General features: G+C 67.5%; 19 protein-coding genes and 1 tRNA gene. 7 read left to right on the forward strand and 13 right to left on the reverse strand.

Annotated elements, in window-relative coordinates; translation table 11 throughout:
* Positions 1-480: 480 nt before the first annotated feature.
* The 4 genes from BMZ21_RS12045 to BMZ21_RS12060 form a co-directional block, all read right to left on the reverse strand.
* A tRNA-Thr gene (locus BMZ21_RS12045) sits at positions 481-555 on the reverse strand.
* A gap of 195 nt (positions 556-750) precedes the next feature.
* Positions 751-1,413, reverse strand: a complete 663-nt coding sequence (gene pdeM / locus BMZ21_RS12050) for a ligase-associated DNA damage response endonuclease PdeM (protein ID WP_091834399.1) — start codon at positions 1,411-1,413, stop codon at positions 751-753.
* Between the two features lie 44 nt (positions 1,414-1,457).
* Positions 1,458-3,944 carry a ligase-associated DNA damage response DEXH box helicase gene (locus BMZ21_RS12055; RefSeq protein WP_091833908.1) on the reverse strand — a complete coding sequence of 829 codons (2,487 nt, stop codon included), beginning with the start codon at positions 3,942-3,944 and terminating at the stop codon, positions 1,458-1,460.
* A gap of 55 nt (positions 3,945-3,999) precedes the next feature.
* Positions 4,000-4,632 (reverse strand): L,D-transpeptidase, encoded by a 633-nt coding sequence (locus BMZ21_RS12060; protein WP_425285431.1) that lies wholly within the window; start codon positions 4,630-4,632, stop codon positions 4,000-4,002.
* Between the two features lie 163 nt (positions 4,633-4,795).
* On the opposite strand from BMZ21_RS12060, the gene BMZ21_RS12065 reads away from it, so the two are divergent.
* On the forward strand, positions 4,796-5,725 hold the full coding sequence (locus BMZ21_RS12065) for a LysR family transcriptional regulator (RefSeq protein ID WP_091833914.1): 930 nt from the start codon (positions 4,796-4,798) through the stop codon (positions 5,723-5,725).
* A 21-nt stretch (positions 5,726-5,746) separates the two neighbouring features.
* Here BMZ21_RS12065 and BMZ21_RS12070 read toward each other — a convergent pair whose 3' ends face one another.
* Complete coding sequence (locus BMZ21_RS12070) at positions 5,747-6,685, reverse strand: class I SAM-dependent methyltransferase (RefSeq protein ID WP_167561613.1); 939 nt, start codon at positions 6,683-6,685, stop codon at positions 5,747-5,749.
* Positions 6,686-6,745: 60 nt separating this feature from the next.
* On the opposite strand from BMZ21_RS12070, the gene BMZ21_RS12075 reads away from it, so the two are divergent.
* From BMZ21_RS12075 to BMZ21_RS12090, 4 genes are all read left to right on the forward strand, one after another.
* Positions 6,746-7,801 (forward strand): ligase-associated DNA damage response exonuclease, encoded by a 1,056-nt coding sequence (locus tag BMZ21_RS12075; protein WP_091833921.1) that lies wholly within the window; start codon positions 6,746-6,748, stop codon positions 7,799-7,801.
* Positions 7,798-9,432: a cisplatin damage response ATP-dependent DNA ligase gene (locus BMZ21_RS12080; RefSeq protein ID WP_091833924.1), complete on the forward strand. Its 1,635-nt coding sequence runs from the start codon at positions 7,798-7,800 to the stop codon at positions 9,430-9,432. Before BMZ21_RS12075 ends, BMZ21_RS12080 begins: the two co-directional genes overlap by 4 nt.
* Positions 9,433-9,547: 115 nt before the next feature.
* On the forward strand, positions 9,548-10,213 hold the full coding sequence (locus BMZ21_RS12085; RefSeq protein WP_425285432.1) for a response regulator: 666 nt from the start codon (positions 9,548-9,550) through the stop codon (positions 10,211-10,213).
* An 84-nt stretch (positions 10,214-10,297) separates the two neighbouring features.
* Positions 10,298-10,570, forward strand: a complete 273-nt coding sequence (locus tag BMZ21_RS12090) for a DUF6460 domain-containing protein (protein WP_091833930.1) — start codon at positions 10,298-10,300, stop codon at positions 10,568-10,570.
* Between the two features lie 42 nt (positions 10,571-10,612).
* On the opposite strand, the gene BMZ21_RS12095 is transcribed toward BMZ21_RS12090, so the two are convergent.
* Both BMZ21_RS12095 and BMZ21_RS12100 read right to left on the reverse strand, forming a co-directional pair.
* On the reverse strand, positions 10,613-10,921 hold the full coding sequence (locus BMZ21_RS12095) for a hypothetical protein (RefSeq protein ID WP_091833933.1): 309 nt from the start codon (positions 10,919-10,921) through the stop codon (positions 10,613-10,615).
* Between the two features lie 32 nt (positions 10,922-10,953).
* Entirely contained in the window at positions 10,954-11,985 is a 1,032-nt protein-coding gene (locus tag BMZ21_RS12100; RefSeq protein ID WP_167561614.1) for a Bug family tripartite tricarboxylate transporter substrate binding protein, read from the reverse strand.
* 96 nt (positions 11,986-12,081) lie between these two features.
* On the opposite strand from BMZ21_RS12100, the gene BMZ21_RS12105 reads away from it, so the two are divergent.
* Positions 12,082-13,668 (forward strand): winged helix-turn-helix domain-containing protein, encoded by a 1,587-nt coding sequence (locus BMZ21_RS12105; protein WP_167561615.1) that lies wholly within the window; start codon positions 12,082-12,084, stop codon positions 13,666-13,668.
* On the opposite strand, the gene BMZ21_RS12110 is transcribed toward BMZ21_RS12105, so the two are convergent.
* Complete coding sequence (locus BMZ21_RS12110; RefSeq protein ID WP_091833943.1) at positions 13,669-14,757, reverse strand: quinone-dependent dihydroorotate dehydrogenase; 1,089 nt, start codon at positions 14,755-14,757, stop codon at positions 13,669-13,671.
* Positions 14,754-15,095, reverse strand: coding sequence for a DUF952 domain-containing protein (locus BMZ21_RS12115; RefSeq protein ID WP_091833946.1), 342 nt, complete (start codon positions 15,093-15,095; stop codon positions 14,754-14,756). The genes BMZ21_RS12110 and BMZ21_RS12115 overlap by 4 nt, the downstream gene beginning before the upstream one ends.
* Positions 15,096-15,339: 244 nt before the next feature.
* Between BMZ21_RS12115 and BMZ21_RS12120 the strand changes: the two genes are divergently transcribed.
* Positions 15,340-15,966 carry a S24 family peptidase gene (locus tag BMZ21_RS12120; RefSeq protein WP_091833949.1) on the forward strand — a complete coding sequence of 209 codons (627 nt, stop codon included), beginning with the start codon at positions 15,340-15,342 and terminating at the stop codon, positions 15,964-15,966.
* Between the two features lie 166 nt (positions 15,967-16,132).
* On the opposite strand, the gene BMZ21_RS12125 is transcribed toward BMZ21_RS12120, so the two are convergent.
* From BMZ21_RS12125 to BMZ21_RS12140, 4 genes are all read right to left on the reverse strand, one after another.
* Positions 16,133-17,587 (reverse strand): sensor histidine kinase, encoded by a 1,455-nt coding sequence (locus tag BMZ21_RS12125; protein WP_091833952.1) that lies wholly within the window; start codon positions 17,585-17,587, stop codon positions 16,133-16,135.
* Between the two features lie 11 nt (positions 17,588-17,598).
* The gene (locus BMZ21_RS12130) at positions 17,599-19,044 is read right to left on the reverse strand and encodes a dihydrolipoyl dehydrogenase family protein (protein WP_091833954.1); all 1,446 of its coding nucleotides are present in this window, start codon (positions 19,042-19,044) and stop codon (positions 17,599-17,601) included.
* A gap of 248 nt (positions 19,045-19,292) precedes the next feature.
* Entirely contained in the window at positions 19,293-21,644 is a 2,352-nt protein-coding gene (locus BMZ21_RS12135; protein ID WP_158673360.1) for a putative bifunctional diguanylate cyclase/phosphodiesterase, read from the reverse strand.
* Positions 21,645-21,820: 176 nt separating this feature from the next.
* On the reverse strand, positions 21,821-22,783 hold the full coding sequence (locus tag BMZ21_RS12140; RefSeq protein ID WP_091833960.1) for an enoyl-CoA hydratase-related protein: 963 nt from the start codon (positions 22,781-22,783) through the stop codon (positions 21,821-21,823).
* Positions 22,784-22,980 lie beyond the last annotated feature (197 nt).

Raw genomic sequence — 22,980 nt, forward strand, 5'->3', positions numbered from 1 at the left:
GTCGAAGGGGAATTTGGGGTCTGTCCGTATCGTAGAATCCCGCATCCCGCTGATCAGGGCGTCTCCCTTCGATATGGCTGGCGGTCATGGGGGTAAGACGCGCCTGGTCCTTCGCGGCTGTCACGACGACGCAAGCCTGTATCCACCCGGCCCCAGGCGGGAAAGGGCCATGCTTGGCCACCGTCAGTCGCCTCGGCACCAGGAGGTCAATGGGCTGATAGACGACGGCGCGCACGAACTCCGCGAGCGACCCACTAGCCCATACCTTCCCTAGGGACGAAAGTCAGGCGCACGTCCGCTGAACGTTGTGCGGCCCATGACCGCGTCCACAAGGTCCTTGGGGACGCGTTTGCGGTGGTAGTAGACCCGGGTCTTCGGATGTTTCCAAGGATTGGCCACGCAGAGTACCAAGTGTACCACTCGGTGGTCGCCAAACCCTTGCTGGTGCAGCCTTATTCCGCAAAATAAGGGGGGTGGGGCTGGTGCTGCGAGAGAGGATTGAACTCTCGACCTCTCCATTACCAATGGAGTGCTCTACCACTGAGCTACCGCAGCAGGACCGGGGATGTGCTGGCGTTTCGGGTCGATCGAGGACCTGGAAAGCGCCGCGCCGTTCCGAAGCGGCGTCCTGATGCCACAAGCCCCGCCCCGACGCAACCTGTTCCGCACATATCCCTGCACATGAAAATGAAGGGCTGTTGAGCACTCCCTTCACACGGGAGGGGTCACAGGTCCGATCTCCGTGCGCCTTCAGTCCGGCAGCAGCAGGCGCGGGTCGATGCGGAAGAGCCTGCCGTCGCCGAGAAGATGGGCGCAAAAGCCCAGGCTGAACAGCGGCCGGAAGGCGATGTCCCGGACATTGAGCCCACCGGCATAGGCGCCCATCGCCGGCATGACGCAGCGGCTCGGCGAGATCGCAAAGCAGCGCCGGCGCAGCGCCCGGCCGCGCATGCGGATCTTGGCGGCAGGGTGCAGATGCCCGGCGATCTCCGGCAGCGCACCGGCGGGGCTTGGCTCGTGCCGCAGCATGACGCCGCGGAGATCGAGCTCACCGGTTACCGTGCCGCCCATCGCCGCCGAGATCATCGGGTCGTGGTTGCCACTGATCCAGAGCCAGTCGCGGCCGGCCTGAGAGGCGCGCAAGCTCGCAAGGCAGCTTTCGTCGATCCGCGCCTCGGCGCCGCGGTCATGGAAGGAATCGCCGAGGGCGATCACGCGTGCCGGCTGGTAGCGCAGGATCGCGGCGCCGAGCAGCCGCAATGTCGCGGCGGAATCATAGGGCGGCAGCAGCACGCCGCGCGCCGCATAGGCCGAGCCCTTCTCAAGATGCAGGTCGGCGACGACGAGCGTGCGCTCGTCCGGCAGATAGAGCGCGCCGGACAGGTCGGGCACGACAGCCAGCCGGCCGAGCATGAACGCCTCGGCTGCCACCTCTCCGGTTTCCTTCGCCGCCAGGTTCACGCCATCGCCTCTTCGAGCATCTGCGCTTCCGCCTCCGCCAGGATCTCGTCGGCCGCTTCGCCATGGACCGCCTCGCGTCCGATCTCGAGCATGACCGAGACCGAGAGCGGCGAGACGTGATCGAGCGGCTGATGCACGATTCGCCCGCTGATCCGTGTCAGCATCTGACCCAGGCGGCCGATGTCGAGCAAGCCCGTCGCCGCGTCGGCGCGCGCGGCGCGCAGGAGCACATGGTCGGGCTGGTGCCTGCGCAGTACGTCATAGACGAGGTCGGTCGAGATCGTCACCTGCCGCCCGCTCTTCTCCTGGCCGGGGAAACGGCGCTCGATCAGGCCGCCGATCACGGCGCAGGAGCGGAAGGTGCGCTTCATCAGCGCCGATTCGGCCAGCCATTCCTCGAGATCGTCGCCGAGCATGTCCTGCGCGAAGAGATCGTCGAGCGAAAGCGCCCCGCGCGCGATCGCCGCGCCCATGTCGCCGAGCGTCCAGACGGCGATGCCATAGTCGTTGCAGACAAACCCGAGCGGCTTCAGCCGGGCCCGCTCCAGCCGTCGCGTCAGCAGCATGCCGAGCGTCTGGTGGGCGAGGCGGCCTTCGAACGGGTAGGCGACGAGGAAGAAGCGCCCGGCGCGCGGGAAGGTCTCGACAAGGAGCTCGCCGGGCTTGGGCAGGCGCGATTTCAGCCTTTGCGCATGCAGCCAGGACGAGACCTCGTCGGGGAGCTTCGCCCATTCCTTCGGCGTCGCCAGGATGGCGCGGACCCGCGCCGCAAGGAAGGTCGAGAGCGGGAACTTGCCGCCGGCATAGGACGGGATCTTCGGGTCGGTGCCGGCGCTGGTGCGCGAACAGACCACCTCGTTCTCGACGATGCCCTCGAAGCGCAGCACCTCGCCGGCGAAGACGAAGGTGTCGCCCGGCGTCATCGTCTCGGCGAAATACTCTTCGAGCTCGCCGAGCACGCGCCCGCCGCGGCTGAGCATTTTCTGGCCGCCGGGACGAGCCGGCCTGGAGCGGCCGAGCCGGACCTTGAGCATGGTCGACTCGACGATGGTGCCGACATTCATGCGGTATTGCTGGATCACGCGGGCGTTGCTGGCGCGATAGAGCCCGTCCTTGCTCCGCCGCAGCTTGGCGAAGCGTTCATAGCTCTTCAGCGCATAGCCGCCGGTCGCGACGAAATCGACCACCGCGTCGAAATCGGCGCGGTCGAGACCGGCATAGGGCGAAGCTGTGAGGATCTCCCGATAGAGCGCGTCGGGCTCGAAACCGTCGGAGCAGGCGACCCCCAGCACATGCTGGGCGAGCACGTCGAGCGCCCCTAACCGCGGCGGCGGCGTATCCTGCGCCGCCTCCACCACGGCATCGAGCGCGGCACGGCATTCGAGCAGTTCGAAGCGGTTCGATGGCACCAGCAGGGCCTGCGAAGGCTCGTCCATGCGGTGATTGGAGCGGCCGATGCGCTGCATCAGGCGGCTGGCGCCCTTCGGCGCGCCGACATTGACGACGAGGTCGACATCGCCCCAGTCGATGCCGAGATCGAGCGTCGCGGTGCAGACGACGGCTTTCAGCTTGCCCGCCGCCATCGCCGCCTCGACCTTGCGGCGCTGGCCGACATCGAGCGAGCCGTGATGCAATGCGATCGGCAGCGTCTCCTCGTTCACGCTCCACAGCGCCTGGAACATGAACTCGGCCTGCATGCGCGTGTTGACGAAGACCAGCGTCAGCTTGTGCGCTTGGATCGCCGCATAGATGTCGCCGACTGCATGGGCGGTGACATGGCCCGCCAGCGGCAGCCGCCGGCTCGTATGCATGATGCCGATCTGCGCTTGTGCGCCGCCCTTGACGGTGACGAGGCCGGACGGAGTGCCGGCGCCGCCCAGATAGGCTTGCAGGTCCGCCGGCTCGCGCACCGTCGCCGACAGGCCCACGGCGCTCATCTGCGGCGCCAGCATGCGCAGACGGGCGAGGTCGAGCGAGAGCAGGTCGCCGCGCTTGGAGGTGACCAGCGCATGCAACTCGTCGAGCACGACGCGGCGTAGGTTCGCGAAGAACGGCTTGGCGTCGCGGTGAGAGACCAGGAGCGCGAGCTGTTCCGGCGTCGTCAGGAGGATGTCGGGCGGGCGCTCGATCTGGCGCGCGCGCTTGGCCGGCGAGGTGTCGCCGGTACGCGTCTCGACCTTCACCGAGAGGCCCATTTCCCTGATCGGCGTCTCGAGATTGCGGGCGATGTCGACCGCGAGCGCCTTCAGCGGCGAGACATAGAGCGTGTGCAGGCCGTCGCGTTCGCCGCCGCGCTGGGTCAGTTCGACCAGCGAGGGCAGAAAACCGGCGAGCGTCTTGCCGGCGCCGGTCGGTGCGACCAGCAGCGTCGAGCGCCCGGCCCGGGCTTCCTCCAGCAGAGCGAGCTGATGCGCCCGCACGCTCCAGCCACGGCTGGCGAACCAGGCGGAGAAGGCGGGCGGGAGAGGCGAGGGCGCATCCATCGAGCGACAGAGATAGGCTCTGCCGAACGAAAAGGGAACGGTGGTCTCTCGCCTTTCAGACGGCCGGGTTGCCGCTTGATCCCAATACGACGACCCTGCTGCCGACCGGCACGCGCCGATAAAGATCCATGATGTCCTGGTTCAGCAGCCGGATGCAGCCGGACGAAACCATCCCCCCGATCGTCCACGGCTCGACGGTGCCGTGCAGCCGGTAGAGCGTGTCGCGACCGTCGCGATGGAGGTAGAGCGCGCGCGGGCCGAGCGGGTTGCCGGCGCCGCCTGCCAGGCCGCCCGCATAGCGGCCATAGCGCTGCGGTTCGCGGCGGATCATATCCTGCGTCGGCGTCCAGCGCGGCCATTGCGCCTTGCGCGCTATCGTCGCGGCGCCGCGGAAATTGAAGCCCTCTTCCTTGCCGACGCCGATGCCGTAGCGGATCGCGCGTCCGCCTTCGCCGACGAGGTAGGCGTAGCGCTCGCCAGGATCGACGACCACGGTTCCAGGCCGCTCGGCCGTGCGATAGCCGACCTCCCGCCGCAGGAATTCGGGCTCGATTTCGCTGAGGTCGATGGCCGGCACCGGAAAAGGCTCGCCGTCGACGGCTGCATAGATCGAGGCATAGTCGGCATCGAACGTGTCGAGGCGTCCGGCGGGCGATTGGCCGGAAAGTTCGGGCGCGGGTCTCGTCACGCAGCCGGACAAAAGGAATGGGCTGCCGAGCAGCAAGCGGCGTCGGTCGATGGGCATTTCAGGCTATCGGCTCGCGTGACGGGATCGGTGCGGCGATAGAGCAATTTGCCGCGGCAGCGTCGATCCGTTATGAGGTCATGGATATCATAACCAATGGCTATGCATGGATATCGCCGCCGCCCTGAGAGCTTTCGTGCACGTCGTGGAACGTGGCTCGGTCACCGCCGCAGCGCGCGATCTGTCGGTGTCGCAACCGGCCGTCACCAAGCAGCTGCGCAATCTCGAACGGCATGTCGGAGCGCGCCTGTTGGAGCGCTCAGCCCGCATGGTCCGGCCGACCGCGCAGGGCATAACGCTCTATGAGGCCAGTCGGAGCGCCCTCGCGACAATCGATGCGGCGTTGGAAGGCGTTCGCCACGAGATGGGCGCGATCGAAGGGCTGTTGCGCGTGCATGCGCCGTCCTGCATCGGCGCCAAGCATCTCCACCCGATCGCGCTTGCCTTTCAGGAGCGCCATCCCAGCGTAACCATCGATCTGGTTCTGGAGAATCGCGCGGTCGATCTGGTTTATGAGGGGTTCGATCTCGCGCTGCGCTACGGCCGGCCGGATGGCCAGGAGCTGATCGTCAGGCGCCTTGGCCTGGTGCGCCGCATCCTTGTCGCTTCCCCGCAGTTCCTGGCCCGATCGGGGCCGATTGGGACGCCGGCGCAACTGTCTGAGATCGATGTCGTGACTTCTGCGACGCTGCTATCGCCCCGCGATAGCCTCCCGCTGCAGCGAGGAGGAGAGAGCATCAACGTACCGGTGCGGCCGATCATGCGTGTCAACCACGCCGACGCTGTCACCGCGACCCTGCTGTCCGGCCGGGCTGCCGGCCCCGTCCAGCATCTGCTCGTCACGGAAGAACTCGCGGCAGGAAGCCTCGTCAGAATCCTGCCGGATTACGAGGTCAAGCCGACCGAGGCCTTCTGGACCTTTCCTTCGGTGCGCTTCATGCGCCCGGTCGTGCGCGCCTTCACTGATTTCGCCATCCCGGCCCTGCGCGCCGTCGAGGGCGTCGATGCCGGGGATATGCGGTCGGAGGCGGCCTAGACTGGCGCCGGCCTCGTGCCCTCAGTGGCGCTCGGCGATGACCAGCAGCCCCGGCACCGGCTGGCCGCGATCGATCCTCGTGCTACGTGGCTCGACCAATACGGGCCTCAGCCCGGCTTCGGCAAGCGCCTCCCTGATCCAGCTCTCGGCATGGGCGAAGCGCCGGTCCTGCCCGACGGTGATGCCCTCGCCGTCATGGCTCTGCACGGTGAAGGCGAGGAGCCCGCCTGTCTTGAGCACCCGCGCGCTCTGATGGAAGCACGGGGCGAGATCGCCGAGATAGACGAAGACGTCGGCGGCGATGACGAGATCGGCGCAGGCGTCGGGCCGGCTCGCCAGAAAGGCCGTGAGGCCGGCGGTCGCGAGCTTGTCGTAGAGCGGCCCGCCATCCTCGCGCGTCTTGGCCTGCGCCTTGGCGATCATCCGGGGCGACAGATCGCAGCCGGCGAGGAATTCGGTTTCGGCGCGGATCGCTTCGCCCATCAACCCGGTGCCGCAGCCGAGATCGAGGACCGTCCCAAAATGAAGAGGATGGTCCGCCTGCACGCAATGCCTCGCCAGCGCCTCCTTCAGCAGCGCCGGCGCCTGATAGTGCAAGGCACCGACGAGGTGGCTGTCGAAGCGCTCGGCGTAAGCATCGAACAGTGCGCCTGAAAAATTCTCCGAGGTCGCCTGCTCGGCCGGCAGCGCGCCGATGCGGGCGAGGTCGAGCTTGGCGCCGACATGGTCGTTTGGATCGAGGTCGAGGCATTGCCGCCAGGCGGTCGCGGCCTCCTCATTGTGCCCGAGCGCCTCCTGGGCCAGCCCGTAAAGATGCCAGGCGGCGGTGAAACCGTAGTTCTCGGCGAGCGTTTGATCGAGGATGTCGATCGCCGCCTGCGGGTCGCCATCCTTGAGCGCTGCCTCGGCCCAGGCATAGCGACGGTCGAGACGTTCATCCCCGGAACTGGCGGAGTACACGCTGCTGCCCTTTTCGATCATGCTGCGGGTTTACCGAAGGCAGATGACACTGGCCAGACGATGAAGCCTTCCGATCTGCTGACGCCGACGCCGGCCGGGCTCTATTGCCCGGCGGCCGATATCTACATCGATCCAGTCCGCCCGGTGGCGCGGGCGCTTATCACCCATGGCCATTCCGATCATGCCCGCGCCGGCCATGGCGCGGTCCTGGCGACGCGTGAGACGCTGGCGATCATGGCGCTGCGCTATGGCGAGGCTTTCACCGGCTCGCAGCAGGTGGCCGCTCCCGGCGAGACAACCCGCATCGGCGCGGTCGATTTCCGCTTCGTCCCGGCCGGCCATGTCCTCGGCTCCGCCCAGATCGTGGTCGAGCACAAGGGCCTGCGCATCGTCGTCTCCGGCGACTACAAGCGCGAGCGCGACCCGACCTGCGCGCCCTTCGAGCCCGTCCCGTGCGACGTCTTCATTACCGAGGCGACCTTCGGCCTGCCGGTGTTTCGCCACCCGCCAGCCCATGCCGAGGCGGCTAAGCTGCTCGATTCCGTCCGGCTCTTCCCCGATCGCACCCACATCGTCGGCGCCTATTCGCTGGGCAAGGCGCAGCGCCTGATGGCGCTGATCCGCGAGGCCGGCTATGAGCGGCCGATCTTCATCCATGGCGCGGTCGAGAAGATCACCGAGTTCTACCAGGCGCAGGGCATCCCGCTCGGCGAAATCCGCAAGGTCGAGCCGAGCGGGCGCAAGGCCGAGGGACGCAAGGCGTTCGCCGGCGAGATCGTCATCTGCCCGCCGAGCGCGATCCAGGACCTGTGGTCGCGCCGCTTCCCCGATCCGGTCACCGCCTTCGCCTCGGGCTGGATGCGGGTCAGGGCACGAGCGCGCCAGAAAGGCGTCGAGCTGCCGCTGATCATCTCCGACCATGCCGATTGGGACGACCTTCAAGCGACGATCCGCGAGGTCCAGGCGAACGAGATCTGGATCACCCATGGCGAGGCCGAAGCGCTGGCGCATTGGTGCGGCACGGTCGGCCTCAAGGGCATGCCGCTCCATCTCGTCGGCTATGGCGACGAGGGCGAGGCCGAACCCGAGGCCAAGCCTGCGGAGGCGTCCGCATGAACCGCTTCGCCTGGCTGCTCGACCGCCTCGCCTATGAGCCGCGCCGCAACGGCAAGCTCGCGCTTATCGCCGATTACCTGCGCACGACGCCCGACCCCGATCGCGGCTATGCCCTGGCGGCGATGACTGGCGGGCTGGTCTTCCAGAACGCCAAGCCCGGCCTGATCCGCGCCTTGATCGCCGAGCGCGTCGACCCTGTCCTGTTCGCACTCTCCTATGACTATGTCGGCGACCTCTCCGAGACGGTCGCGCTGATGTGGCCGGCCCGGCATGGTGCGAACGACGTGCCGCATCTGCCCGACGTCGTCGCCGGCCTGCGCAACTCCGGCAAGACCGAGCTGCCGCGCCTGATCGCCTCCTGGCTCGACGCGCTTGACGAGACCGGCCGCTGGGCCCTGCTCAAGCTGATCACCGGATCGCTCCGTATCGGCGTCTCCGCCCGCCTCGCCAAGACCGCCGCCGCGAGCCTCGGCGGCATACCGGCCGACGAAGTCGAGCAGGTCTGGCATGGGCTGGAGCCGCCTTACACCGCGCTCTTCGCCTGGCTGGAGGGCGCGGGCGCACGGCCGGAGGCGACCGATCCGGCGCCGTTCCGCCCGGTCATGCTCTCGCATGCGATCGAGGACGGCGATTTCGGCAAGCTGAACGCCGACGAATTCGCCGCCGAATGGAAATGGGACGGCATCCGCGTTCAGGCCGTCGCCGGCACGCGCGTCGATGGCAGCCGCGTCGTGCGCCTCTATTCCCGCACCGGCGAGGAGATCGGCGGCGCCTTTCCGGATCTCACCGAGGCGCTGACCGAGGACGGCGCGATCGACGGCGAATTGCTGGTGATGCGCGATGGCGTCGTCCAGAGCTTCAACACCTTGCAGCAACGGCTCAACCGCAAGCAGGTGACGCCGAAGATGCTGGCCGAATTCCCGGCCCATATCCGCGCCTACGATCTCCTGGCCGAAGCCGACGATGATCTGCGTGCCCTTCCCTACACGGAGCGGCGGACCCGGCTCGAGGCCTTGCTCGGCAGGCTCGACAACGCCCGCTTCGACCTCTCGCCGCGCATTACCTTCGCAAGCTGGGAGGAACTGACCGAGGCGCGTGCCGATCCGGCTTCCGCCGGGGCGGGCGCAGATGCCGAGGCGGTCGAGGGCTGCATGCTGAAGCGGCTCGATTCGCCTTACTTGCCGGGCCGCCCCAAGGGCTACTGGTATAAATGGAAGCGCGATGCCCGGCTGGTCGATTGCGTCCTGATGTACGCCCAGCGCGGCCACGGCAAACGCTCCTCCTTCTATTCCGACTACACCTTTGGCGTCTGGCGGGTTGGGGAGGCGGGCGCGGACGAGCTGGTGCCGGTCGGCAAGGCCTATTTCGGGTTCACCGACGAGGAACTCATCGAGATCGACCGCTATGTCCGCAAGAACACGCTGAATCGCTTCGGCCCGGTGCGCGAGGTGACGCATACCCTCGCGAGCGGTCTCGTCTTAGAGGTGGCTTTCGAGGGTCTGCAGCGCTCGACGCGGCACAAATCCGGCGTCGCCATGCGCTTTCCCCGGATCAACCGAATCCGCTGGGACAAGCCGCCGGGCGAGGCCGACCGGATCGAGACATTGGAGGCGCTGCTCCCCGCCAATTAGCGATCCGCTGTGTCTCCCTGCGATTGGAGCATTGACAGGGTAAGATGGGGGGCGCTTGAACGTTCAAGGGGGAATCGCGCGGCATCTTGCCGGGCTTCGGCGCGCGGAGGGCATGATGACACGGATCGTGATCGCGGACGATCATCCGCTCTTCCGCGGCGCATTGCGCCAGGCGGTGTCGCATGCACTCGCCGGCTCGGAGGTCAGCGAGGTCGGCTCGCTCGAGGCGCTCGGCCAGGCGCTCGCCGAAGCCTCGGACATCGACCTCATCCTGCTCGATCTCTCCATGCCGGGCGTGCAGGGCTTTTCCGGCCTGCTCTTCCTGCGGGCATCCTATCCCGAGATCCCGGTGATCGTCGTCTCCGCCAATGACGATCCCGCCGTGATCCGCCGCTGCATCGAATTCGGCGCGCTCGGCTTCCTGCCCAAGACCGCCGAGGTCGCGCAGATGGGCGAGGCGATCCAGGCCGTGCTCGACGGCGGCGTCTGGACCCCGCCGGGCGTCGATCTCTCAGCTCCGGTCGACCACGAGACCGCCGACATGGTCCGCCGTTTGGCGACGCTGACGCCGCAGCAGGTGCGCGTGCTGATGATGCTGTCCGAGGGGCTGCTCAACAAGCAGATCGCCTATGAGCTCGGCGTCTCCGAGGCGACGGTCAAGGCGCATGTCTCGGCGATCCTGACCAAGCTCAACGTCGACAGCCGTACCCAGGCCGTGATCGCCGCCGCCAAGATCGCCGGCGCCGGCTGGGCGGCACAGGGCGCCTCGGCGACGAGCTGAACGCTCGGCGGTTGACGGCGGCGTTCAGGCCCGGTTCAAGCAGGGTCTGATTTATCTCGCATGTCGATCCGAGGGGAATTTTCCATGGCCAATGGCGGCGGCACCGAGCGTTTCCTGGGCGGCTCCGTCCTCAGCGTACTGGTGCGCCTGTTCTTCATCTCGCTGCTGGTCGGGGCGGCCATGGCGTTCCTCGGCCTGTCGCCGAGGGGCCTCTTCGACTCGGCGCTGCGCTTCGTCCGCTCGATCACCGATATGGGCTTCGATGCGGTCCGCGAGGTCGGCGGCTGGGCGCTCGCCGGCGCTCTGGTCGTCGTGCCGCTCTGGCTGATAAGCCGCCTCTTCGCCTCGAAGCGATAGCCGGGAGCGGGCCCCCGGCACGCCTGCGAGGCAAGCGCGCATTCAGCCTCGGTGTGAGCCCAGCACGGGCCGGCTCATTCGACGCTTCCAGCACAGCAGGCCGACGATCACCGCGCAGCAGACCGTGTTGGCGGCGAATGCGACGAGCATGGCCCGGTCCCCGGTCACGCAGCCGGCATAGAGCGCCGAGCACAGGTTCGAAACGCAGAAAAGGGTCCATGTCGCGGCGGAGACGGTCTTCGCCCGGCCATCATCGCGGGCGATCGCGATGATCTGCGGGAGGTAGGCGAGAATCCGCGCCAGATTGGTGATCAGGAAAGCGAGCATGACGGCGGTTTCGGTCGTGACCATGACCATCCTCCTCGAATCGCTCGAGAAACGGTTCACTCGGTAGCCCGCAGGCCGAGCCGCGCGATCACGGCGTTCCATCGCCTGGCCTCGGTCTCCTGGAGCCGTTGAAGCTCCTCGGGGTCGGTGCCGAGCACTTCGCTGCCGGACCGGTCGAGCCCGCCGCGCGCTGCGGGGTCCGTGGCGAGCGCCGACCGGATGACGGTGGCCAGGCGTCTGGCCATGGCTTCGGGGAAGCTTGCCGGCGCGATCATGCCGGACCAGCCGAAGAAGGGCGCCGAAGGCACCTTGAGCTCCTGCAGGGTCGGGATGTCGGGCAGGAAGCTGGTCCGCGTCGCGCCGGTCTGCGCGATGCCGACCAGCCTGCCGGCGGCAATGTGCTCGGCTGCCGCGGCGGCGACGTTGAACATCAGCTGGCACCGACCCGCGGCGAGATCGAGGCTGGCCTGCGGAAAACCCCGATAGGGCACATGGACGATGTCGAGATTGAGCGTCGCCTTCAGTTCCTCCATGGCCAGATGCGTGACGGTGCCTGGGCCGATGGAGGCATAGGACAGCCGGCCCGGCTGGGCACGGGCCTGGTCGATCACGTCGGCGAAGCGTGCCCCGGGGCTGAAACTGCCTGCATGCACGGTCAGCACGAAGGAGGAGCGGTTGAGCAGGCTGATCGAACGGAACGCGGTTGCCGGGTCATAGGAGAGGTTGGGGTTCATGGCCTTGGCGGTCGTGGTCGGCCCACCCAGCACGATCCCCAGGGTGTGCTCGTCATCGGCTCGCGCGACGGCGGCCGCGGCGGCGGTGCCGCCGGCGCCCGGCATGTTCTCGATTACGAAGGGTTGACCGAAGGCGGCGCTGAGATGCGGAGCGAGCCCGCGGGCCATCGGATCGGAACCCGATCCGGCCGGCTGACCGAGCAGGAGGCGCACCGGCCGGGTCGGCCAGTTGCTCTGGGCGAGGGCGATGCCGCCGAGGGCCGGCATCGCGCAGAGGGAGGCGACGAGGCGGCGACGCGACATGGCGCGGGGTGCTGGCTGCGTGGTCGCAAGCTGCGGTGAGAAGGTATCCATCGGTGGGGCTCCTTGGTGATCCATGATGGCGCCACCATGCCGGCGATGCAGCGGTCTCGTCCTGACAGCACGCTGAAGCTGTGCTGAAATTCGATGATGACGCAGAACCAGCCGAATTATGCTCCCGAGGAGAACGCCGTGCCGGAGGCGATCGGCTTCGAGGGGTTCGTCATCGAACCGGCCAGGGGCCGGCTGCTCGGGCGCGACGGCGGCGAGATCGCCATCCGGCCCAAGGCGTTCGAGCTGCTGGCGGTGCTCGCCGGGGCCGGCGGCCGTCCACTGGGCAAGGCCGAGCTGCTCGACCGGATCTGGGCGCGTGTCAACGTGACCGAGGACAGTCTCTTCCAGGCCGTCAAGGATGCGCGCAGGGCGATCGACGACGGCGAGGGCAGGCTGTTGCGCCATCTACCGCGGCGCGGCTATCTGCTGGACTGCAGATTGAGCCTGGTGGACAGCAATGCCGCCCCGCCGGCGATCACGCACCAGGACGATCGGCCTTCGCTAGCGGTCCTGCCATTTCGCCTGCTCGGCGAGGCAGGCCATGCCTATCTCGCGGAAGGGCTGGTGGAAGAGATTTCCATTGCCTTGTCCCGCTTCCGCTGGCTGATCGTCATCGCGCATGCCTCGGCGGCGCGCAGCGGCGCCGGCGATGGCGAGGACGTCGCCGCCATCGGCTCGCGCCTGGGGGCTCGCTATCTCGTCGATGGCTCGTTCGGGGGCGAGGGGGGGAGCCTACTCGTTCGCTGCCGTTTGATCGACGCGCAGTCCACCCGGCAGATCTGGCAGGAGAGCTTCCGGGCCGGCCGCGGCGAGATCGTCGCCCTCTACGAGACGATGACTGGCGCGATCGCAGCTGCGATGGAGCCACGCCTCCTCAAGGCGGAGATCGACCGCGTGCTACGCAAGGGCACGGGCGATCTCGACGCGTTCGACTGCTACCTTCGCGCGCTGCCTGGCTATTATGCTCGGTCGCGAGGCGGCAATGCCTCGGCGATCGCGCTCTTGGAGCGGGCGCTGGCCCGCGATCCCCATTTCGTGCTGGCGCGCGCATTACTGGCGCGCTGCGTCGCGACCGCGATCTGGCTCGGCGCCGAGCAGGACTATCAGTTCGGCAAGCAACGGGCGCTGGAACTGGCGCGCGAGGCGCTGACCGCGGACCGGTCCGATCCGCAAATCCTGGCGCTGTGCGGCCATCTGTTTTCCGTTCTGGGTGGCGAGCATGACGAAGGCCGTGCACTGCTCGACCTGTCCTTGCGCCTCAACCCGAACAGTGCCGAAGCCTGGCGCCTGGGAGCGTGGGTGGCGGTCTGGAGCGGCGAAGCCGACCTGGCGCTGTCGCGCGCTGCAGAGGCCGAGCGACTTGACCCGCTGTCGCCGCTGCAGGCCGATCTTCTCGCAGTCCGTTCTGCGGCGCTCTTCTATGCGGGGCGGTACGATGAGGCCGTGACGGCCGCTCGCCGCTCGCTTGCGAACGTCCCGGAAGCGACGACACCGAGACGCTATCTCACCGCGGCGCTCGTCCATGCCGGCGACCTGCCGGGGGCGCGTGCCGAACTCGCCGAACTCGTCAGGCTTCAGCCGAACGCCTCGCTGGGCCGGACGCGGGCGATGCACCCGTTGAGGGACAAGGCGTCGCTCGAACGCTATGTCGAAGCGCTTCGTCAGGCGGGCATGCCTGAATAGCTACAGCGCCTCTCCACGCGCCACCGCCTCGGCATCGCGCCCGACCAGAGCGTCGAGCCGCGGCAGGCCGGCTTTGCGCATCTGCATGTCGAGCCCGCGCTTGACCTCGCCGACCAGCCTCGGACCCTTGAACACCATCGCCGAATAGAACTGCAGGAGGCTCGCCCCGGCACGGATCTTGGCGAAGGCGGTCTGCGCCGAATCGATGCCGCCGACGCCGATCAGCGGGAACTGGCGTTCGACCCGCAGGAAGGTCTCGGCGAGGATCCGCGTCGAGGCCGAGAAGAGCGGCTTGCCCGAGAGGCCGCCGGTCTCGGCCTTGCTTGTGCTGCGCAGGCTGTCTGGTCGCGCGATCGTGGTGTTCGAGACGATCATGCCGTCGACCTTGCGGCGGCGGGCGACGGCGACCATGCCGTCGAGTTCGGCCATGGAGAGGTCTGGCGCGATCTTGATCAGGACCGGCGTCGGCTTGCCTCCGGCGGCGGCCTCGTCGCGGGCGGCGAGGGTGCGCGCGATCAGGTCGTCGAGCGCGTCCTCGGCCTGCAGGTCGCGCAGCCCAGGCGTGTTCGGCGAAGAGACGTTGACGGTGAGGAAATCGGCGAGCGGGGCGAGCCGGCCGGCCAGCACCGCGTAGTCGGCGCTGCGATCAACCGAGTCCTTGTTGGCACCGAGGTTGACGCCGACGATGCCGCTCTTCTTGCGGCGGGCTTGAAGCCTTGCCGCGACCGCCTCCATGCCGTCGCTGTTGAGGCCGTAGCGGTTGATCACGGCCTCGTCCTCCGGCAAGCGGAAGACGCGCGGGCGTGGATTGCCCGGCTGCGGCAGCGGCGTCACCCCGCCGACCTCGACGAAGCCGAAGCCGAGGCCCAGCGCGCCGTCGACAGCTTCGGCATGCTTGTCGAAGCCGGCAGCGAGACCGACCGGATTGGCAAAGCGTAGTCCGAAGGCCTCGACCGCCAGCGACGGCGGATCGGCCGCCGGCCGCAGCGGAGGCGCGGCCGACAGTGCCGCGATCGTCAGCCGGTGAGCCTGCTCCGCGTCGAGCTTGTGGATCAGCGGCCGCGCCAGGCCGAACAGCGCTCCGATCACGCGACATCCTCCGGAAACACATGGCCGGCTTCGCCCAACGGCAGCGGCGCGATCCAGCGCGCCTGCTTGGGGGCGAGCGTGGCGTAGAGATGCGGGAACAGCGCCCCGCCGCGCGATGGCTCGTAGCGCAGGGCCGCGCCGAGCACGGCATCGTCGATGGCGATCAGCAGCAGCCCGTCCTGGCCGGCGAAATGCCTGGCAGCGGTTTCGCGGGCCTGCGCGCCGGTCGAGAAATGGATGAAGCCGTCGGCGAGGTCGACCGGCGCTCCTTGGAACAGGCCTACGGCCTCGGCTTCGCGCCAGAGCGCCTCGGGACAGATCTTGTAGATGAGCGGCATGTTGCGGACATATCGCCTGACGGCCGTCGGCAAAAGGGGAAAGCGTGTCGCGCCGGACCGGTTCGCCGTTTTCTTTGCCGGGTGCCGGCCCGCGCCCGTCGGCGCGCTGTCTGAAAGTGAAAAAGCGGCATGCCTAGCCAATCAGAGCGATAAATCAGATTGAATTCTTATAGGATAGGGGATATTTCCTATTTCAATCCCCGCTTTGCGCCGCCGGCACCATCAGGAACGAGGCCTCCCCGCGATGCTGTCCCATGACCAGATCTGGAGTGCGATCGACACGCTCGCCCAGCGTTATGGCCTGACGCCGTCGGGCCTCGCTCGCAAGGCCGGGCTCGACGCCACCACCTTCAACCGCTCGAAGCGGCTTAGTGCTGACGGGCGCGAGCGCTGGCCTTCGACCGAATCGATCGCCAAGATTCTCTCCGCCACCGGCGCCTCGTTCGATGAGTTCATGAACGTGCTGCGCCGCGGCATGCCGCCGGCCCATACGATTCCGCTGATCGGCTTCGCCCAGGCCGGCTCCGGCGGCTTCTTCGACGATGGCGGCTTTCCGGTCGGCTCCGGTTGGGACGAGGTCGCCTTTCCCGGCCTGCAGGACGAGAAGGCCTATGCGCTCGAGATCGCCGGCGATTCGATGCTGCCGCTCTATCGCGACGGCGACACCATCATCGTCTCGCCCGGCGCTGCGATCCGCCGCGGCGACCGGGTCGTGGTCAAGACCGTCGAGGGCGAGGTGCTGGCCAAGCAGCTCAGGCGCCAGACCGCCAAGACGGTCGAGCTCGCCTCGCTCAATCCCGAGCACGCAGATCGCGTGCTCGCGCTCGCCGAGATCGCCTTCATGGCGCGGGTGATCTGGGCGAGCCAGTAGGCGTAGCCGAGGGCGCTTCCTTACCGAAAAGGCGCGGGTCGTCCCGGGCGTAGCGAAGCGAAGACTCAGGGACCTGTTCCGGAGCCTGAATCGAAAAGGTTCCGGAATGGATCCCGGATCGGCGCGGCTTCGCCGCTTGTCCGGGATGATCGGTTAGGGTTGAAAATCAGGCAGCTATGCGCTGCGCCGGCAGTGACACCGTGAACACCGCGCCGACCTCGGACGGCTCCAGCGCGATCATGCCGCCATGCAGCCGCACCAGCTCGGCGGCGATGGCGAGGCCAAGCCCGGTGCCGCCAGGGTTGACCGAGCCGCGGAAGGCCTGGAACAGGTTCTCGCGCGCCCGCGGCGGCACGCCCGGCCCGTTGTCGGCGATGCGCAGGACGATCTCCTCATGACGCCGGCCGGCGCTGATCCGGAGCATCGGGCTGCGCTCGCCGGCTTCCATGACGCTGTCGAGCGCCTGGATCGCATTGCGCATCAGGTTGGAGAGCACCCGCGCCATCTGGTCGGGATCGCAGGGGGCGACCACCTCGGCCGGGACCTCGTTGACGAAGCCGATCGCGCCGTTCTCGCCGAGGCCGAGCAGCTCGGCCTGTTCGGCGACGAGCTGTCGCAGCGCCACATCGCGCAGTGTGGGCGTCGCCTCGGTGGCCCGGCCATAGGCGAGCGTCGCCTGGCAGAAATCGATGGCGCGCCCGAGCGTCGCGATCAGCCGTGGTGCGAAGCGCCGGATCTTCGGGTCGCGCGTCTCGGTCAGCCGGTCCGACATCAATTGCGCCGCGGCCAGCATGTTGCGCAGGTCGTGGTTGATCTTGCTGACGGCCAACCCGAGCTCGGCGAGATGCTTCTTGGCTCTGAGGTCGTCGGCAAGCGTCGCCTGCATGCGTGCCAGCGCCCGCTGCGCCTCGCCGATCTCGTCGGCGCGTTCAGTCGGTTCGATGATACGGCGCGGATTCTCCGGGTCGTGCTCGAACTCCATCACATTGGCGGCGAGATGCCGGATCGGCTGCACGATCAGCCAGTTCAGCGAGAGATAGACCAGCCCGGCGGTCAGGATCGAGATGATCAGCGTGACCATCGTCAGGTTGACCGAGAATTTCAGCATGGCCCGGTGCAGCGGCCGCTCGTCGATGACGATCTCGACGAAGTCGGCGGCGCCGACCGCCTGTCCGACCACCCGGATCGGCATCTCATGCGAGGGGCTGACCAGCGTCGCCACCGATTCGACGATCGACTGCATCCAGCTCTGGTCGCGCAGGTCGACGGTCCTGGCGACTTCGTGCGGCATCGAATCGAGGCTGAGCAGCCGGCGCGCCCCGCCGACGCGTGCCGCGATGGCGGAGGCGCCGACGCCGGCCAGCAGCCGCTCTTCGCTGCCCTCGGGCAGGCCCTCCGCGGGGGCGTTTTCGAGCACCAGCACGGCGATCTGCGCCGCTGCGAGCCGATCGTTCAGCCAGTTGCGCCGGAAGTTCGCGACCGAAGGCAGGTAGATCAGCACCTCGGCCAACATCACGAACAGGACGGTGAGCACGAGCAGCTTGGCCGAGAGGCCGAGCTGCGTCGGCCCGCGCGCTACGCTGATCGACAAGGTGTTGGGATCGAACCGTCTTACTGACATCAACAGCCAGTCTATCCGAAACGGCTGAGGAAGCCGATGAGGCGGCGGATGCCCGGCTTTGCCGCGAGCGGCGCCTGGAAGGAGAGCGCCGCTTTCTGCGACAGCTCCGACAGGCTTTGAGATGGCACGATCAATCCGGCCATCTCCTTGACGTTCACCCGCTTCTGGATGGCGAGCCCCCAGGGCACGATCAATTCGGACGCCTGAGCCCCGGCGATGACGACACCGAGAATACCGCCCTTGCGATCGGTCATCAGCTTGATCAGCCCTTCCGTTTGTCGCTCGGCTTGGGCGCGTCCGCTCTCGGCATAGGGGAAGCGCAGCACCCGGATTTCGCCCAGCGCGGGCGCCTGCGCCTCGCTCAGGCCGACGCATGCCAGTTCGGGCCGGCCATGGACGGTGCGGGGGACCCATTCACGCCTGAAGCGGGTCGGCTGGCGGAACAGGGCGTTGCGTAGCACCAGCCCGGCCTGATGCTGCGCAGCCTGGCTGGACGTCGTTCCGGCGGCCGCGCCTCCGGCGCAATCGCCGACGGCGTAGATGTTGCGATTGGCGGTCCTCAGCGAGGCATCGACGACGATGCCGGCTTCGTCGCTGCGCACGCCGGCGAGGTCGAGTTCCAGGCCTGCGATATTGGGTTTGCGCCCATTCGCGACGAGTAGATGTGTGCCGTCGATCCTGATTTCGCCTTCGAGAACGAGGCGAGGGCGCTGGCGATGGCTCTCGGCCCGCAGGATCGGCCGGCCTTCGTGCAAGGCGATGCCGTCGCCGAGCAAGGCCCGACGGAGCACCCCGACCGCTTCGGGGTCTTCGTCCAGCAGGAGCCCGTCCCGCGCGATCAGCGCGACCTCGCTGCCGAGCGCGCGCATCGCTTGCGCCAGCTCGACCGCAGCCGCCGTGCCGCCGAGCACGATCAGCCGCTCGGGGCGCTTGACCAACTCGAAGATGCTGTCCTCGGTGACGACGGGCAGCTCGGCCAGGCCGGGAATATCGGGCAGCGCCGGTAGCGATCCCGTTGCGACGACGAAGCGGCGCGCCTTGACCACGCTCTCGCCCACGGCGATCTGGCGGCGATTCTGGAAGTGCGCCTCGCCCTTGAGCACGAGCACGCCTAAGGCGACGAGGCGTTCGTCCGAGTCGTTCGCGGCCAGTTTCGCCGATACCTGGTCGAGATGGGTGCGCACGCGCCCGTAATCGATCTCGCTGGTCCCCGCTGCGATGCCGAAGGCCTGGGCATCAGCAATGGCCCGCGCGTGCTGGGCCACGGCCCGCAGGGCCTGGCCGCGTGCACCCTGGCTGAAGGACGGCGCGCTGCCGCTCTGCCGGACCAGCACCGTCCGGACGCCGAACAGCGCGGCCGCGGTCGCGACTGCGAGCCCGCCAGGTGTATCGCCGATGACGCAGATATCCGGCGTCAGCGGCTCCTTGCTGGCTGCAGGGCTGGCGGTTTGGCTCACGCCGCATCTCCCGGTCGCTAGAGCCGGATGATTTCAGTTGGAATCGCAAGGCGATGCCAACTGAAATCTGAATCCGTCTCTCCTCAAAGGGTTAGAGCAGGATCGATGCGAAAAGCCGGTTCCCACTTTTTCGCATCCTGCTCTAGCTTGCTCGTGCAGATGCGTTGCCGTTGCGGCGGAATCAAGCTCGTTGCTGCGATAACCGGGTGGAAGCAGTCAATTCGGGCGGGACGATGGTCCAGCCGCCATCAGGCGATCTTGCGCGGCTCGTCGCCCTTGCTGAATTCCGATACCGGCTGCGGCCGGCCGAACAGATAGCCCTGGGCGCGCTGGGCGCCGAGCAGTTGCACCGCCATGCGCTGTGCCTCGGTCTCGATCCCCTCTACGACGACGTTCATCGACAGGCGCCGGGCAAGCTGGCAGACCGCCTCGATCACCGCCTTGGAAGCCTCGTCGCTGTTGACGTCGCGGCTGAAGCTCTGGTCGATCTTCACCTGCGAGAACGGGTAGGTCGAGAGATAGGCGAGGGAGGAATAGCCCGTCCCGAAATCGTCGAGCGCGAACTTCACGCCGATCGCGCGCAACTCGTTGATGACGTCGAGCGTCGTCTTGTTGTCCTCGATGAGCAGCGATTCCGTCACTTCGAGCGTCAGGCGGCCCGGCGCGAGATGTGCGAGCAGCAGCGCATTCTTGACGGTCTCGACGATCCGGCCCGGCTCGCGGAACTGCAGCGGCGAGATGTTGACGGAGACGCCGATGCCGCCCGGCCATTTCGCTGCGTCGCGGCAGGCCTGGCGGATGGCCCAGTCGCCCATGCCGGCGATCAGGCCGGATTGCTCGGCGATTGGGATGAAGACGCCTGGCGGGACCATGCCGCGGGTCGGGTGCCGCCAGCGCATCAGCGCCTCGCGCGTCACGATCTCCTGCGTGCGCAGGTCGATGATCGGCTGATAGTAGAGCTCCAGCGCGCCTTCGGTGGTCGCCTGACGCAGGTCGACCTCGATCTCGTGGCGTTCGAGCATCTCCTCGGCCATCGCCGGGTCGAAGAAGGTCGCAGTGTTGCGACCGGCCGCCTTGGCCTTGTAGAGCGCGGTGTCGGCATGGCGCAGCAGGTCGGCCGGGATCGCGCCGTCCACTGGGGCGAGCGCGATGCCGATGCTGGCCGTGACGTAGACGGTCTTGGTGTCGAGCTCGAAGGCGCGGTCCATCGCCTCGATCATACGCTGCGCGATCATCCTGACCGTCGCGACATCGGTCGCCGGCAGGATCAGGACGAACTCGTCGCCGCCGAAGCGGGCGAGCAGGTCGTTGTGGCGGATCGCGCTCTTCAGCCGCGCCGCCGTCTGGACCAGCACCCGGTCCCCGATGTCGTGGCCGAGATTGTCGTTGACCTGCTTGAAACCGTCGAGGTCGATATAGAGCAGCGCGAAGGTCTCGCCGGTCCGCTCCTGCCGGCGGAAAGCCTCGGCGAGCTGTGTATTGAACTCGAAGCGGTTGGCGAGCCCGGTCAGCTCGTCGAAGCGCGCCATCTGCTCGATCCGCGCTTCGGTCGCCTTCCGCTCGGTGGCGTCTTCGGTCAGCATCAGCACGCCGCCCTCGGCCGCGGGCGCGATGGTGACGACGAGCATGCGGCCGTTACGCGACTGCAATTCGTAGATGGCCGCCTGCTGCGTCGCCTGGACGCCGTCGAGGGCTGCCTTGATGTCGCGGACCTGCTCTGGCGTCATCACTTGCCGCTCGACCAGGAAGCGCGCGATCGCGCTGATCGGCGTGCCCGGCAAGGCGAGTGTCTCGGGAATGCCGTAAAGGGCTGCATGTGGCGCGTTCGAGACCGCAAGGTCGAGCTTGCGGTCGAACATCGCCAGGCCGTGGATCATCGTGTTGAGCGCGGCGTCGAGCGTCAGGTTCTGCGAGCGCAGTGCTGTCGCCAGCGCCTTGGATTGCTTGGTCGCGTCGCTCAGCGCAAGCAGGTTGCGGTGCAGCGAGTTGGTGATCGCGATATTGGCGACGACATACAGGAAGGCGAAATAGCCGATGTACTGGTAGTAGGGATTGTGCGCCTGGATCAGGCCGACCGCCATCGGCACGCAGAAGGTCAGCAACTGGACGGCGACGAATTTCGGCCGCCCGGCATTGCGCGCGACATAGCCGGAGGCAAGCGCGATCGTCGACGATACCGAGGTGATGTGGGCGGCAGGATCGTCCGTCCAGGCCAGCGCGGCATAGCAGCTGAAGCCGAGCACGGCGCTGAATACGGTTGCGCCGAAGAAATACTCCCGGTCCCAGCGCGTGGTCTGGGCGAGCGTGTCCTCGGCATGGTCGAGGCGGCGATAGCGGACCACGGTGATGATCCGCATGACGACGACCAGCGCGACGCAGATCGTCAACGCCATGAACAGCTCGGCACCGGTCGAGATCCAGCACAGGAAAGGCGTGAGAATGCCGGCGATCCCGCCCGGGATGATCGAGCCCGGCGAGGAGAACAGCGAGGAGACCAGCAGGCGATAATCGGCGAGATCGACCGCGCTCCGGCCGTCGTGTCCGGCCGGCTGCTCTGCGATCGCTCTATCGGCGCTGGCGCTATGCAACCGGTTCGCCACTCCCGCCATCCACTCCTGCCTTGTGACGGTCACTGGAGAGGCGGGTGAACGACCCCTTCCTTCGCCGCATCATCTAACGGCTTTAAGAGGGAAAGGTAAAAGTTTCATGAGGGTTACGCGGCGGAGTCGCGCGATCGGCGCGAACGCCGACCGCACCGGGGCTTTCCGCTGTCCGCTCAGGCGGCGCCGACGTTGGCGAGTGCCTCCTCCGGGCCGCGCTGGTAGACGCGGGCCAGCATGCGGTCCTGCGTCTGGGCGATACGCTGCAGCTTGGAGATCGCGCTCGGGTGCAGGCGCAGCATGCAGTCGGTCCAGAGCTGGCCGAGATATTCGAGCTCTTCGCGCAGATTGCCGGCACGGCGATTGAAGGCCGAGAACAGCGCGGTGCGGGCTGCGTGGATCGGCAGCGAGTCGGAGGCGTATTTGCGGATCCAGTCCTCGCCCGTGCCGATCGGCACCACCGCCTCCAGCCCGCCCGCCGCCAGGAACTCGGCCGCGCTCATCTCCTCGCCCGATTGCAGCATGTGCTCGGCGGCGCGCGCGCCCATCCGGCGCGACAGCACGCCGACGGCGGTGATCGGGAAATGGTTGAACTTGATCTCGGGGTAGACGAACGAGGCCTGCTCCTCGGCGATCATGACGTTGCATGAGCGCGGTGCGTCGATGCCGCCGCCGATCGCCTTGGCATGGATCGTCGACAGGGTCACGGCCATGCCGTTGAGGCCGCTGGCATTGCGCAGCGCGCCTTCGACCGAGAGCCGGGCATATTCCGCAAGCGCCGGGCGGTCGTTCTTGGCGAGGCAGTCGAGATAGAAGTCGAGATCGCCGCCGAGGGTGAAGAACGGCCCGGTACCGCGGAAGGCGAGGAAGCGCACCGGCGCGCTATGATACTGCTCGGGCGTGCCCCAGAGGTCGATGATCGCCTGCTGCACCTTGCCGAGGCTTTCGAGCAGCTGCAGCGTGAAGACCGGCTTCAGCTCCGGCTTGATCGTGACCCAGAGCAGGCGCAGCTCCTGCTCATAGGCGAGCTGGACCTCCGGCAGGAATCCGGCGTGACGGCGGATCGTCTCGATCACCTCTCCATCGGCGATCTCGGCAGCAGCCTGGCCGCCCACCGTCGGTGCATAGCTCTGAAACATCGTGTCGTCTCCGCCTAGTCCCGCACCCCTCGACGCCGCCGAGGGTAGAGAAAGTTAATAATCTGTAAACGCAAACTGCCGGAAATGGTTAATTTCGTTAGGCTTTGTTCGCTAATGCCAAAGTCGGCTCACGGTCTGGAAGCACATCCATCGGTTGTTCTGCCGTCGCCGCTATCGCTGTCGTCGATGCACGCAAT

The sequence above is a fragment of the Allobosea lupini genome (assembly GCF_900109525.1).
GTDB lineage: Bacteria > Pseudomonadota > Alphaproteobacteria > Rhizobiales > Beijerinckiaceae > Allobosea > Allobosea lupini.